Below are 11,900 nucleotides of genomic sequence, written 5' to 3'. Positions count from 1 at the left end.
ATAACAGTTGTGCTGGCGACAATAGCAAGAGTGAACCACCTGATCCCTTCCCGAACTCAGAAGTGAAACCTCTTAGCGCTGATGGTAGTGTGGGGTTACCCATGTGAGAGTAAGTCATCGCCAGCTCTTTATTCGAAACACCCCCTGATACGTCAGGGGGTGTTTTTTTATGCGTGAGGGAAAGGGGAAAGGAAAAAGATAGAGGGGGATACGGAAATTAAGCGTTGGATATCCAACGCTATAAGTTTACATAGAACGATAAAATTATCTTAACTGACGTCGTGCATGCTTTAATGCTGTTCTTAACCCTTCTTCTAAAGTTGGATGATAGAAAGGTTTATCCAAAATTTCATGTATGCTTAGTTCTTCTGAAATCATCCAAGCTAGTAAATGTGCTAAATGTTCAGCTTCTGCACAGAATAGCTCAGCTCCTAATAGTGTATGGTTAATTGTATCCACATATACTTCGGCAGCCCCTTTATTTTTAGCAGCAACAATCGCACGACCTTGTTTTTCGTAAGAAACGAAACCAATGACGAATTCTGTGTTTTTATCTTGTAGTTGCTTATAGCTTTGACCAATAGTTGCCATTTGTGGTGTAGAAAATAAGATGCCTAAAGGGGTTAGCGTCTTGATGGATTTAATTTGTGGAAAGTTTAAACAGTTTTGTACTGTAAATTTACCTTCATGAGCTGCTTCGTGTTGGATAGGGGTATTGGTATGTGCATCACCGACAATAAAAATAGGATAATCAGCTAGTTGCTTTGTATGCGGATTGATCGGTAAATTTTTAATATCTTTAAATTCTGCACTTATACGTTCTAAACCTAAGGTATTTAATAATGTACGTCTGCCAGTTGCAGCTAAAACATAGTTAACTTGTAGCGACTTTTGTACGTTTTCTTCAGTATAGGTTAAATGAACTAGATCGCCTTCAAGAGAGTAATGTTCAGGTAAAATTTCAAACTTTAGCTTTAATTCTTTACTTAACTCTTCCTGTGCGAGCTTTTGCAATATAGGGCTACTCAGTGAGCCAATTTTTCGACTACGTGCAAAAACAGTGGTGTTTACATTAAGCCGTGTTAAAGCCTGAGCTAATTCCAAAGCGATGACGCCACTTCCAATAACTGCGACTGATTTAGGGAGTTGTTCTAATTCAAAAATTTGATCTGATGTGATTAAGCGTTCGCCTAAGTTTTCTTTCCAGGCTTGGTCATAAGCAGGAGTAGAACCGACTGCAACAATAAAAGCTTTTGCCTGATATTGCTGTCCATTCACTTGAATTGTATGGGCATCTATGAAAGTCGCAAAGCCTGAAATCTTATGGGATGCTTCCCAACGATCTACATCTTTTTGTGTGGCACGGGTAAAACGATCACGTAATTGACGTACGTGCGTCATGATTTGGGATGTATCAATTTTTGCATCTACCGTGAGTGCAACTTCTTGTGCATGTTGAATGTCGTGCATGCGATTGGCACTAGAGATGAGGACTTTGCTAGGCATACAACCAACACGGGCACAGGTGGTGTCCCATGGACCGTGATTGATGATGAGTAGGTTTTGGGTGTATTTAATCGCTTCTTTATAGGCGCTAATGCCTGCGGTGCCTGCACCAATAATAATGAGGTCGTACATTTGTGAGCTACTGCATGTAATAAATAAATTTAGGCTAACACAAGCAAAACATTTATCATGCTTTTATTTACATAAAGCAGTAACTATGGTTACATATCTGACAATATTAATTATATGTTTGATTAACTCATAGTTTTAGAGGGATTTGGGGAATAACTCAATGAAAAAGAAAGAAATTAGTTTGAAATTTTCGGCTGTGGCTTTAGCAGTTTTATTGGCTGGTTGTGGCGGCGGTGGCAGTGATGGTTATTATAATACGGGTCCAAAACCTGGAACTGATGATCCTGAAAAACCTGTAATCGAACCAGATGAGGAAATAGTTGAAGAACAACCTATCATAGAAATTTCTTCAGCAGAGTCTACGTTAAATCCAAATGGTGGTGATTTTGAAGTAACTGTCCGTCTTACAGATAATAACGGTGGAGGCATATCAGGAAAAGAAGTTACTTTATTCTTAGATCAAGCTGCTAGAAATAATGGTTTAACAAATAAAGAGATAGCTGTAAAAAGCACTGATGCCAATGGATATGCTACTTATAATTTGAGTTTGAAAAAGCCTTTAAGTAATACAGTTATTAATGACCTTATTTCTAATGGCGTAAATATATCTGCAATTTATACCACTGCTGATAAAAATCAGTTAATACATAGTATTAATCTTAAATTAGCAAATAATGATACTGAGGAAGCTTTACCTCAATATAATTTACGCCTTAATTCGAATAAAAAAATAGCTAATGTAAAAGGTGATAATGTCATTATTGAAGCTCAAGTTATTAATTTGAATGGTGCAGTAATACCGAACCAGGAAGTAAATTTAAAAGTTCTAGACGCTAAAAACAACTTTGTAATTTTAACTAATGACAAAGTTACAACAAATAATTTGGGTATCGCACAGTTTGAAATCGCAATTCCTTCTAATTTGACGGACCAGCAACGTAATTTTTTACTTGACAATCATATAACAGTTGAAGCAACAGTAACGGATGTAAATGATGTAGTGTTTACTCAAGCATACCCAATTACTGTAACTGATTCAGAAGGTAGCCAAGTCAAACCTAATATTACCTTTGGTCGAACGAATAAGCTTGCTGCTATTGGGCAATTAGATTATCAAGAACAGATGTCTGTACGAGTCGTAGATTCAGATGGTAATCCAATTAAGGACACTGCATTTACGATTAATATGCAAGTTGTTAAAAAAGAATCTGGTCACTTTGCTTTGGCTGAAGAGTTTGAAGCTGAGCTAGCAGCAGATAAGGCACAATTAACAACAAATATTTCTACTAAAAATACAGAAATTAGCGGTTTAAACTCTAGAAAGTCAGCTCTCGAATACAAGAAACTAAACGATGCTGAGAATTTTACATTAACTGAGCAAAATGAATTAGACCTTTTACCTGGTCGTATCCAAATTGCAAACACGGAACTTAGCGAATTAACACAGAAGAAAGCAAGATTAGATGCTTATAAGTTACCGTCAAGGGTTCAATATTCATGTTCTGCTCAAAAAGATGATAATTCAATTGCCACTAAGCTAAGTGGTGATAAATTAACGAATATTGGTAATAACTATACAGCAACAACTAATGCAGATGGCGAGTTTAAGTTTAATATCACATATTTTAAATCATATGCAGGTTGGCAGGTTGTACGCTTTAATGTAAAACCTAAAGATACGAATGTTTCTTATAATATGTCATATGATTATCCATTAGGTATCTTAAAGACAGATTTTGATTCTAAAGAAGGGGAACCATTTGATATGAGCCCTTATAACCAAAATAATTTAGTATCACCTTGTCCTACTTTCAAGCCTTGGTCACATATACTTTAATCTTGAAACTGAAAAAAACAGCGCTTCGGCGCTGTTTTTTATGGGGGATTTCAATTTAAAAATTAAAGAGAAGTCCCCACACTCACACCCACCGTCGGGCGTACTTGCATAGAACTACAAGCACTCAGAAGCAAGACACACATCACCACCAATAAAACTTTATTCATGCAACAAACCTTGAGATTTTGCCTGATGAAATAACGCACTAGAACGAGCGCCACTACGGCAAATCATCAGAATGGGTTTTGGAAGCTCATTATAATATTTAGCGAATTCAAGAATGTCTGTTTGAGAAATTTTACCGCTGTTGACAGGTTGATAAATCACACTGATCTGGGATTTTTCCGCGATATTGCGTAATTCACTCACCTTGACTGCATTACCCATCTCTTGATCAGGGCGGTTCACAATCACAGATTTAAAACCTTGCCGCATCAACTGTGAAAATTTGGCAGCATTCATCTGACCTGCAACACTGACTTTGGTATTTAAAGTCTGAACATCGTTTTGAGCGTGACTCAGCGGGATACTGCTACAGATCAGAATACAGCAAAATACATATTTGAGGATGGGTTTAGTCATCCAAAAGATCCATCTGTTTTGCTAGTTGATACAGGTTGTTTGAACGGTTACCTGTACGGCAGAACATTAGAACTGGCTTTGGCAATTCATTAAAATGATTAGCAAAGTTACGGACATCTAGCTCAGAAATTTGACCTGCAACAACAGGTTGATGAACATAGTCTAAACCAGCGCTACGAGCTGCTTCTTCAATTAGAGCACTGGTTGGTTGCTCAGGACCACCTTCCATGTCAGGGCGGTTATTGATAATCGATTTAAAGCCTTTTTCAACCACTTGCGCTACATGTTCTGGGCCGATTTGACCTGCAAAACCAACATTTTCGCTCATTGAGTCACTCCATAATTTAATTCATAGATTTATGCTTTATGATAGCATTAAGCACAAACTTGAGCAGAATGTTCTTAAATTTTTATAAGCGATTACAACCATAAAATAACGCAATGGAGCGCGTATGCACGCCTATACAGTCGAACCACTGTATGTCAAAAGCGGACAAGATGTTATAGCTGCTGACTTTTATCGTCCAAAATCTGTTGAAAAACCTGCAGTCATTCTCATGGCGCATGGTTTGGCTGCATTACGCCAATTTAAATTAGTGCAATATGCCAAGCGCTTTGTACAAGCGGGTTATGCTGTCGTGTTGTTTGATTATCGCTATTGGGGTGGCAGTACAGGGCGTCCGAGAGAGTTGTTGAATCTTAAAGCTCAACTTGAAGATTGGCGGACCATGATTGATCATTTACAGCAGCGTAAATCGATTGATTCGAGACGCATTGTATTATGGGGAACATCGCTGAGTGGTGGTTATGTACTCAGTTTGGCGGCAGAGCTTAAAAATATTAAAGCGGTGATGGTACAAGTCCCATTTGTCGACGGCGCTGAAAGTGCAAAATTATATCCCTTACAGCAATTACCCAAAGCATTAAAATTATCAAGTCAGGACTATATGGGCTCAAAAGTTGGGATGAGTCCAACGACTTTGCCTGTAGTCGATCCACATCGATTGTGTTTTTTACAGTCTGAAGATAGTTATGCGGGCTATTTATCGATTGTAAATCCTGATTTTTATTGGAGTGGCGAAATTCCGGCTCGGGCCTTTTTTAAGTTAATCCGTTATCGCCCAATATTGGATGTCCGTAAAATTAGCATACCAGTACTTTTTATTGCAGCCAAAGAAGATAGTTTGATTCCCATCGAATCAAGCCGAGAAACTGCGACCAATATTGCACCGTATGTGCAATATTATGAGTGGGAAATGCAACATTTTGATATTTATCATGGGCAATGGTTTGAAAAAGCCATGGCAACCCAATTAGAATTTTTACATCAACATGTTGGAGTCAGCTAAATGATCGTTGTGTGTCCTGAATGTGGTGCAAAAAACCGTGTACCTGAAGAAAAACTCGAAGTTGGACCTGCATGTGGTCAATGTCACCAAGCATTGATTCCATTGGCGCCCATCGAGTTGAATGAAAAGAACTTTGCAAATTTTATTAGCAATAGTGATTTACCTGTGCTGATCGATTTATGGGCTGAGTGGTGTGGACCATGTAAGATGATGGCGCCACACTTTGCACAAGTTGCAAAATCAAATCCGAAGGTGGTTTTTGCCAAAATTGATACCGAAGCAAACCCTCGATTGAGCGGTGCATTTAATGTTCGTAGTATTCCTACACTGGTTTTGATGAATAAAACCAACGAAATTGCTAGAATAAGCGGTGCAATGCGTGCTGGTGAGTTGCAACAATGGCTCAACCAGCAGTTAAATTTACCTCAATAAATGTCAGCGCCAGGAGCTAAAGTGTCAGAAACTCATGTAAAACCTGAAGGAACGCTTTCCCTACAAACCATCGCGATGCCTGCAGACACCAACTGGAGTGGTGATGTTTTCGGTGGTTGGATCGTGTCACAAATGGACTTGGCCGGTGCAATTCACGCAGAGCGTTTCAGTCAAGGACGCTGTGCAACGATTTCAATTAACCAAATGACCTTCCTCGTTCCAGTGAAAGTCGGGGATGTCATCAGTGTATATACCAAAATTTTAAAAGTGGGTAATACCTCTATCCAAATGCAGATTGAAGTTTGGGATAGTCACGACAGTTCACGTGATCCAATTCGCGTAACCGAAGGTGTGTTTACATTTGTCGCTGTGGATGTGAAAGGTGCTAAGCGTCAAATTCCTGCGGATGCAAAAGCTAAATTTGCTGCAGATCAAGCTTAATTAAAGTTAGACGCAAAAAAAAAGCCGCTCAATCGAGTGGCTTTTTTATGAATAGTGACTGAGAAATTAGAACATCGTGTTTGAGTTGGCACTGGTTTCAGGAATGCTTTGTTGCACATCCCAATGTTCGACGATCTTGCCATTTTCAACACGGAAGATATCAATAATGGCTTCTCCACGGTCTTGATTATTCTGCGTAGAGTGCACATGTAAATAGACCAAATCACCTTCGGCAGCGGCACGTTTGATCTGGTTTTTTGCATCAGGATTTTGTTTAAAATACTCGGTAAAATAATCAACAAAAGGCGCTTTGCCATCAGGAACATGCGGATTATGTTGAATATATTGATTGCCAATATATCGGTCAGCATATGTGTTAACCTGATGTTTAAGAAAGACACCTTCATAAAAATCAATAACGATTTTCTTATTTTCCGCTGCTTGGCTGGTTTGAATATTGCTTTCAGCCGTTTGATTTGGAGTTGTTGGCGTTGCAGGAATAGTACTTTGACATGCAGTTAAAAACACCGCCAGGCTGATGAGTGAGAGGGGAATGATTTTTTTCATAAAGTGCTCAATATATTTGTGTCGTGCAAGCATATTGAGCGGAATTACGGCGTATAAATAGTAAAAAACAGTCTTGATTTTGCTGAAATTTGGTAAAACTTATACTTACCTAAAAGTAAGTTTTATTTACATTTATTTATTTTTCAGAGCGGATTTTGCCACCCACGCCCAAAGCATTTCACATTGAATCGGTGCTTCACCAGATTCATCGGTGACTAAGACCTGTACTAAGGTTTCACCTTTTTCTGTACTTTGCATTTGTCGTTGCTGTTCGGGTGTAAGCGTTGCGATGGCTGTCATCCCACCTTGGGTTGGACGCTTAAAATCAACTTTGAAGCTTTTAATCAGGACAATGGCGCTATCAGGGACGTTCATTGCTGTGACAAAACCTGTGGCTGTTTCTGCGATCAGCGCCATGGCACAGGCATGTACTTGCCCGATATGGTTTTGCATCGCCTTATGATTGGCGATGCTCACCTCAACACGCTCAGGGCTGACATGTTTATACTGGATTTTAGCTGTTCCAACCATGGGTACGACACGACCAAAAGCTCGACTGAGCAAACGACTTTGAATACCTTTGGGTAATTTAGAGCTTGCTTTGACCAGTTTATTTAGACGATTTGGACGTGCCATATTGACCTCAATGGCAGTTGTACTGCCTTAATCTTTAAAGTTGTTAAATTGAAGCGGCACACCAAACTGTTGCTCTTTTAAGAACGCCATCACTTGTTGCAAAGTGTCACGCTTCTTGTCAGTCACACGAATTTTGTCGCCTTGAATAGAAGATTGCACTTTAATGCCGCTTTCTTTAATGGCTTTATTGATTTTTTTTGCAGTATCAGAGTCAAGACCGTCTTTTAGTTTGATCACTTGAATGACGTTTTTACCAGAAGCGGTCATTTTTTGTGGATCGAGTGCTTGAATGTCAACTTTACGTTTGAAGAAATGATTTTCGAGCATGGTATACACTTGCTCACATTGGAAATCGCTTTCTGTTGAGATTTTGATTTCCTTATTTTTCTCATTTAACTCAATTGAAACGTCTTGACCACGGAAGTCAAAACGCGTCGCAATTTCTTTTTGCGTGTTTTGAACTGCATGATTTACTTCAAAAACTTCTAATTCCGAAACAATATCAAAAGAAGGCATAGATTAGACCTTTACAAAGGGAAAGAATATCTGAGATGCTAGGGATGTTTTCTTCATTTGCCAAGTGTTGTTTACATCAAAAGGAGTGTGCAATGATCCGTAAACAAGAAATTACAACATTTGAGTTCCCAGAAGACTCGATTATCTGGGATGTTCGCGATGCAAGTGCTTATGCTGAAGCACATGTGAAAGGTGCGGTTAACCGACCGATCAACGCATTGTCATCAGATGCACTGACTCAGGTGTCAACGGATCAACCCATTTACATTTTATGTGGTGGTGGAAGTAAAGCTCCACGTGCAGCAGAGTTACTAGAGGGTTTTGACAGCTCACGTGAATATGTAATCTTAATGGGCGGCACGCGTGCTGCTCGTGATGCCGGTCTTCCTTTGGAACAAGGGAAATGAGATCGAATCAAAAAAAGCGCCGAAAGGCGCTTTTTTATTGCAGGTTATTTTTCTTGAGGTGGTGCTGAGGGTACTTGACCTTGAAAATAAGGCTTCTTGGTTTTTTGTTTCACTTTAGCGCGTCGTATAAAGCGTCCTGCATGAATTTTATCGAGTAGTTGTGTTGGAATAGGGCAGGCTTCTTTTAAGACCAACGCGGCAATGATTTCACTACAGAGCGGGGCATACAGGAAACCTTTAGAACCGAGTCCACTACAGCTATAAATGTGCTGATCTTCATGGACTGCACCAATTACCGGGAAAAAGTCTTTTGTCTGTGCGCGAATTGCGGCACGTCCTTGCCATTGCTCAATCGGTGCTAAGGTTTTGGCAAAGTCGGGGAATACACTGTGGATAAGTTCATAGTTATGCACATGATCTTCTGTGAGAACGTCGGTGTCATCACGGCCGGGATAAAATGACGCGCCCATAATCATCTGTTCGGCATCCAGTTGCATACAATAGCCCCCATAACTATAGGCGGTATGCATATCCATTTGTTGAGCGGGGTTGTTCAACCAACTGACTTGTCCACGAATGGCACGCAGCTCTGGATAATCTGTTTGTAGCTGCATACTGTCACGTGCCGCACAGAGAATGACATGCTCGGCAGATGGAAGCTGCTGATCCTGTGTAAATAGCGCAACGCCATTTTGTTGTTGCTCAATGCGTTGAATATCTGCTTGTAACAATTCAATGTGTGGATGTGCCAAGATTTGGTCACGAAGCTGATGTGGACTGACTGCGCCTGCTTGTTTGAGGAGCAGGGTTGGATATGTTGAGGCTAATTGATTTAGCGTGCCTTCTTCAGCAGCTAATACCTCTGAAGGATAAGCTTGAGCTAAATCTAGGTGTTCTGCTTTATTTTTTAAAATAGATTGGTGAATCTGTAAGGGACGAAATGCCTTGAAGTTTTGATAATGCTTGAGTGCATATAACCAGCTCAAGGTCATCAAATGTTCAGCACTTTGTTCAATTGGACAGAGTTTAGGGTTGAGTAGGGCAAGAGGATTACCCGACCCACCGTTGAGTGGTGCTGATTTCTCGTAGATACGCACTTGATGCCCGCGTTGAGCAAATGCCCAAGCACAGCTCAAACCAGCTATGCCAGCGCCAATAATCGCGATTTGACGGGGCTTATGACCTACAGTGATTTCAGGATTTTTTTTTTCGTCTAAAGTGGGTATGTCAGCAGCATTGGATTGATCATCTAACTTTTCAGGTGCGAGCCAAAAGGCTTTGAGCATTTCACGCTTATGAGCAAAGCCACGTGGTCGTGTAATGGTAATACCATGCTCACGTAAGCCGCGTTTCAGTACACCTGCCACACTAAATGAGGAGAAGGTCGTCCCAATGTCTGATAGACGCACGATATTTTTGAGTACGTTTTCTTCCCACATGTCAGGATTACAGGCGGGTGCAAAACCGTCCAAGAACCATGCATTGACCGTAGCAGTTTTTGCCATGACGGGAAAAACGTCATGTGCATCGCCTAACCAAAGATCAATTGAAAAACGTTCTTCTGGAAAATTGAGTCGATGACATCCCGCAATGGGTTCAGGATATTGCGCAATCAGTTGCTGTGCCAAAGGTTGTAATTCAGGCCATGCATTTAATGCACGAATGAGGTCTGCTTTAGATAAAGGGAATTTTTCTACAGAAATGGCATGCAGATGACTGTGATTATCTGGACGAACCTGTTGCCATAATTGCCACAAGGCCAAAATATTTAAGCCTGTACCAAAACCTGTTTCGCCGACACTGAAATATTCAAAATCAGTCAGTGCCGCAAGGCGAGTGTCGAGGTCATTCCCTTTTAAAAACACATGACGTGTTTCGAGTAGGCCGTTATCCTTCGAAAAATACACATCACCAAACTGTTTAGACACTGGAATATCAATGCCATCGATCATTTGCCAATCGAGATCGGCAGTCTGAATTGCACCTGACAAAACTCAAGCAACCTTTAAATTGAAGTAGAAAAACGAATTACCATTGACGACGACGTTTGGTATAGACGTAACTGGCCAATAAGAAACCTAAAATCACGCCAACACCAAGTGTGGTCCCGCCGTATAAAAACATCTGCGCGCTACGTTCACTTTGTAGCACTTGTACTTGTACGCCCAAGCTATCATTTTTAAGTTGTAATTCTTGGTTTTGCGCCAAGGCTTCAAGGTTAGCTTTTTCTAACTGTTGTAAGCGTACAGATTGGTCTTTGACCATCGCTTTGACTTTGGCATCTTGCAGCGCTTTATTTTTTGCCAATTGCTCAATGGTCAATGGATTTGCATCTTGAGGTTGACCATTGGGATTGACGGTTGCCGCCACTTTAATGATGCCCGGTTTATTGGCAGGAATGGTATGCGGCACAGGATTTGGAGGAGGTGTTGCAGTCGTTGCTTGAGCAGCAGGGGCTACAGCAGGTGCAGGAGCCGATTCTTCAGCCCATGCAGTTGAACAAATTAAAGATAAGCCCAGTAAACTAGAAACAACGACGCGCATGAACCTTATCCTTTAGGAAATGCTTTGTTAAATGGTTTGACATCAATTTGGCCATAAACCCCTTCTTTGAGGAAAGGTTCATCTGCCAACCATTGGTCTAGGGCTTCACGACTATCAAAATCGACAATGATCGTACTGCCATAAAAACCAGCTTGCGGGTTAGCCGGATCTTTAGGCATCGCACCTGCAACAATCAGACGACCTTCATCATCAAGTTTTTGTAGACGTTCAAGATGTTGAGGACGAACCGCAAGGCGCTTTTCCACTGTACCTTCATTATCTGTACAGCTTACGACGAATAATGGCATGACTTTTCCTGATTTTTGACCGAATGGATTATTCTGAGGTCTTAAAGTATTTACGTAATACAATAAACTGAATAATGATAAAGGAAAACATCACGATCATGTCACCAAAAGCAGTGAATTCACCCCAATATTTTCCGTCTGCAAACAAATAAGCGAAAAAGGTGTGTAAACATGACATCACCACGAACATTGCAGCCCATGCATAGTTCAATCGTTTCCAACCGACAGCGGTTAAATTTAAGACTGGACCAAATAAACGTTCGATGAGTGGTTTCTTATCTTTACTAAATAGTGGAGAAAGTAAAAACGCCCCTGCGAAAACTAAGTTCAGTAAAACGGCTTTTAAACGAATATAAAAATCATCGCTTAGCATCAGGGTAATACCACCAAATATCACGGTCATGAACAACACAATCCATTGTTGTTTATCTAGACGGAATTTTTGCATGACAAACAATGCACCATAAACCACAAGCATGGAAATGATGAGACCTGATGTTGCCACAAGAATGTTATTGTTATCGACACCCCCAGCAGAACCAATCAATTGTAATAATGGGTGCTGCGTATCTTTTGGATCTACAGTTTTATATAAATAAAAGAAAATAATGAGTGGCACAAAGTCTAAAAGTGCTTTCATGTT

At 40.3% G+C, this 11,900-nt stretch carries 15 protein-coding genes and 1 rRNA gene; 6 read left to right on the top strand and 10 right to left on the bottom strand.

What is annotated here, in order from left to right; genetic code table 11:
- The first annotated feature begins 11 nt into the window (after positions 1-11).
- Positions 12-126: ribosomal RNA gene (gene rrf / locus FTU36_RS11625) — 5S ribosomal RNA — on the top strand.
- A gap of 138 nt (positions 127-264) precedes the next feature.
- Here rrf and FTU36_RS11620 read toward each other — a convergent pair.
- Positions 265-1,638: a dihydrolipoyl dehydrogenase gene (locus FTU36_RS11620; protein ID WP_180117979.1), complete on the bottom strand. Its 1,374-nt coding sequence runs from the start codon at positions 1,636-1,638 to the stop codon at positions 265-267.
- Positions 1,639-1,798: 160 nt separating this feature from the next.
- Here FTU36_RS11620 and FTU36_RS11615 point away from each other — a divergent pair, with 160 nt between their 5' ends.
- Entirely contained in the window at positions 1,799-3,475 is a 1,677-nt protein-coding gene (locus FTU36_RS11615; RefSeq protein WP_180117977.1) for a hypothetical protein, read from the top strand.
- Between the two features lie 159 nt (positions 3,476-3,634).
- Here the strand turns inward: FTU36_RS11615 and FTU36_RS11610 are convergent, their stop codons facing one another.
- Both FTU36_RS11610 and FTU36_RS11605 read right to left on the bottom strand, forming a co-directional pair.
- Positions 3,635-4,057 carry a beta-lactamase hydrolase domain-containing protein gene (locus FTU36_RS11610; protein WP_180105862.1) on the bottom strand — a complete coding sequence of 141 codons (423 nt, stop codon included), beginning with the start codon at positions 4,055-4,057 and terminating at the stop codon, positions 3,635-3,637.
- The gene (locus tag FTU36_RS11605; protein WP_180065608.1) at positions 4,050-4,385 is read right to left on the bottom strand and encodes a TIGR01244 family sulfur transferase; all 336 of its coding nucleotides are present in this window, start codon (positions 4,383-4,385) and stop codon (positions 4,050-4,052) included. The genes FTU36_RS11610 and FTU36_RS11605 overlap by 8 nt, the downstream gene beginning before the upstream one ends.
- Before the next feature lie 124 nt (positions 4,386-4,509).
- Between FTU36_RS11605 and FTU36_RS11600 the strand changes: the two genes are divergently transcribed.
- The 3 genes from FTU36_RS11600 to FTU36_RS11590 are packed head-to-tail and all read left to right on the top strand — an operon-like array spanning position 4,510 to position 6,279.
- A complete protein-coding gene (locus tag FTU36_RS11600; protein ID WP_180117975.1) occupies positions 4,510-5,406 on the top strand; it encodes an alpha/beta hydrolase in 897 nt (298 codons plus the stop codon).
- Positions 5,407-5,838 carry a thioredoxin TrxC gene (gene trxC, locus FTU36_RS11595; protein ID WP_078191319.1) on the top strand — a complete coding sequence of 144 codons (432 nt, stop codon included), beginning with the start codon at positions 5,407-5,409 and terminating at the stop codon, positions 5,836-5,838. It begins immediately after the preceding gene.
- Positions 5,839-5,859: 21 nt separating this feature from the next.
- Entirely contained in the window at positions 5,860-6,279 is a 420-nt protein-coding gene (locus FTU36_RS11590) for an acyl-CoA thioesterase (RefSeq protein WP_078191328.1), read from the top strand.
- Positions 6,280-6,345: 66 nt separating this feature from the next.
- Here the strand turns inward: FTU36_RS11590 and FTU36_RS11585 are convergent, their stop codons facing one another.
- From FTU36_RS11585 to FTU36_RS11575, 3 genes are all read right to left on the bottom strand, one after another.
- On the bottom strand, positions 6,346-6,846 hold the full coding sequence (locus tag FTU36_RS11585) for an ester cyclase (RefSeq protein WP_180110002.1): 501 nt from the start codon (positions 6,844-6,846) through the stop codon (positions 6,346-6,348).
- A gap of 132 nt (positions 6,847-6,978) precedes the next feature.
- Positions 6,979-7,482, bottom strand: a complete 504-nt coding sequence (locus FTU36_RS11580) for a DUF4442 domain-containing protein (RefSeq protein ID WP_168378711.1) — start codon at positions 7,480-7,482, stop codon at positions 6,979-6,981.
- Between the two features lie 27 nt (positions 7,483-7,509).
- Positions 7,510-7,998, bottom strand: coding sequence for a YajQ family cyclic di-GMP-binding protein (locus FTU36_RS11575; protein ID WP_078194203.1), 489 nt, complete (start codon positions 7,996-7,998; stop codon positions 7,510-7,512).
- Between the two features lie 92 nt (positions 7,999-8,090).
- Between FTU36_RS11575 and FTU36_RS11570 the strand changes: the two genes are divergently transcribed.
- On the top strand, positions 8,091-8,405 hold the full coding sequence (locus FTU36_RS11570) for a rhodanese-like domain-containing protein (RefSeq protein WP_078194202.1): 315 nt from the start codon (positions 8,091-8,093) through the stop codon (positions 8,403-8,405).
- A gap of 44 nt (positions 8,406-8,449) precedes the next feature.
- On the opposite strand, the gene mnmC is transcribed toward FTU36_RS11570, so the two are convergent.
- From mnmC to FTU36_RS11550, 4 genes are read right to left on the bottom strand one after another with little or no spacing between them, the layout of a single operon-like run.
- Positions 8,450-10,396 (bottom strand): FAD-dependent 5-carboxymethylaminomethyl-2-thiouridine(34) oxidoreductase MnmC, encoded by a 1,947-nt coding sequence (gene mnmC / locus FTU36_RS11565; RefSeq protein ID WP_180117973.1) that lies wholly within the window; start codon positions 10,394-10,396, stop codon positions 8,450-8,452.
- Between the two features lie 37 nt (positions 10,397-10,433).
- Positions 10,434-10,949 carry a hypothetical protein gene (locus FTU36_RS11560; RefSeq protein WP_180024579.1) on the bottom strand — a complete coding sequence of 172 codons (516 nt, stop codon included), beginning with the start codon at positions 10,947-10,949 and terminating at the stop codon, positions 10,434-10,436.
- Between the two features lie 5 nt (positions 10,950-10,954).
- A complete protein-coding gene (locus tag FTU36_RS11555; protein ID WP_078191312.1) occupies positions 10,955-11,257 on the bottom strand; it encodes a YciI family protein in 303 nt (100 codons plus the stop codon).
- A 28-nt stretch (positions 11,258-11,285) separates the two neighbouring features.
- The gene (locus FTU36_RS11550) at positions 11,286-11,897 is read right to left on the bottom strand and encodes an inner membrane-spanning protein YciB (RefSeq protein ID WP_078191311.1); all 612 of its coding nucleotides are present in this window, start codon (positions 11,895-11,897) and stop codon (positions 11,286-11,288) included.
- Positions 11,898-11,900 lie beyond the last annotated feature (3 nt).

Origin of the sequence: Acinetobacter sp. YH12096, assembly GCF_013419215.1 — a bacterium.
In the GTDB taxonomy this organism is placed as follows: domain Bacteria; phylum Pseudomonadota; class Gammaproteobacteria; order Pseudomonadales; family Moraxellaceae; genus Acinetobacter; species Acinetobacter amyesii.
The sequence above is the reverse complement of the archived record's forward strand: the minus strand, read 5'-3'. Positions and strand labels throughout refer to the sequence as shown.

What these genes read in the sequence shown, in the direction of transcription:
- FTU36_RS11620 (WP_180117979.1), bottom strand. Translation starts at nt 1,638, where the DNA reads ATGTACGACCTCATTATTATTGGTGCAGGCACCGCAGGCATTAGCGCC.
- FTU36_RS11615 (WP_180117977.1), top strand. Translation starts at nt 1,799, where the DNA reads ATGAAAAAGAAAGAAATTAGTTTGAAATTTTCGGCTGTGGCTTTAGCA.
- FTU36_RS11610 (WP_180105862.1), bottom strand. Translation starts at nt 4,057, where the DNA reads ATGACTAAACCCATCCTCAAATATGTATTTTGCTGTATTCTGATCTGT.
- FTU36_RS11605 (WP_180065608.1), bottom strand. Translation starts at nt 4,385, where the DNA reads ATGAGCGAAAATGTTGGTTTTGCAGGTCAAATCGGCCCAGAACATGTA.
- FTU36_RS11600 (WP_180117975.1), top strand. Translation starts at nt 4,510, where the DNA reads ATGCACGCCTATACAGTCGAACCACTGTATGTCAAAAGCGGACAAGAT.
- trxC (WP_078191319.1), top strand. Translation starts at nt 5,407, where the DNA reads ATGATCGTTGTGTGTCCTGAATGTGGTGCAAAAAACCGTGTACCTGAA.
- FTU36_RS11585 (WP_180110002.1), bottom strand. Translation starts at nt 6,846, where the DNA reads ATGAAAAAAATCATTCCCCTCTCACTCATCAGCCTGGCGGTGTTTTTA.
- FTU36_RS11580 (WP_168378711.1), bottom strand. Translation starts at nt 7,482, where the DNA reads ATGGCACGTCCAAATCGTCTAAATAAACTGGTCAAAGCAAGCTCTAAA.
- FTU36_RS11575 (WP_078194203.1), bottom strand. Translation starts at nt 7,998, where the DNA reads ATGCCTTCTTTTGATATTGTTTCGGAATTAGAAGTTTTTGAAGTAAAT.
- FTU36_RS11570 (WP_078194202.1), top strand. Translation starts at nt 8,091, where the DNA reads ATGATCCGTAAACAAGAAATTACAACATTTGAGTTCCCAGAAGACTCG.
- FTU36_RS11560 (WP_180024579.1), bottom strand. Translation starts at nt 10,949, where the DNA reads ATGCGCGTCGTTGTTTCTAGTTTACTGGGCTTATCTTTAATTTGTTCA.
- FTU36_RS11555 (WP_078191312.1), bottom strand. Translation starts at nt 11,257, where the DNA reads ATGCCATTATTCGTCGTAAGCTGTACAGATAATGAAGGTACAGTGGAA.
- FTU36_RS11550 (WP_078191311.1), bottom strand. Translation starts at nt 11,897, where the DNA reads ATGAAAGCACTTTTAGACTTTGTGCCACTCATTATTTTCTTTTATTTA.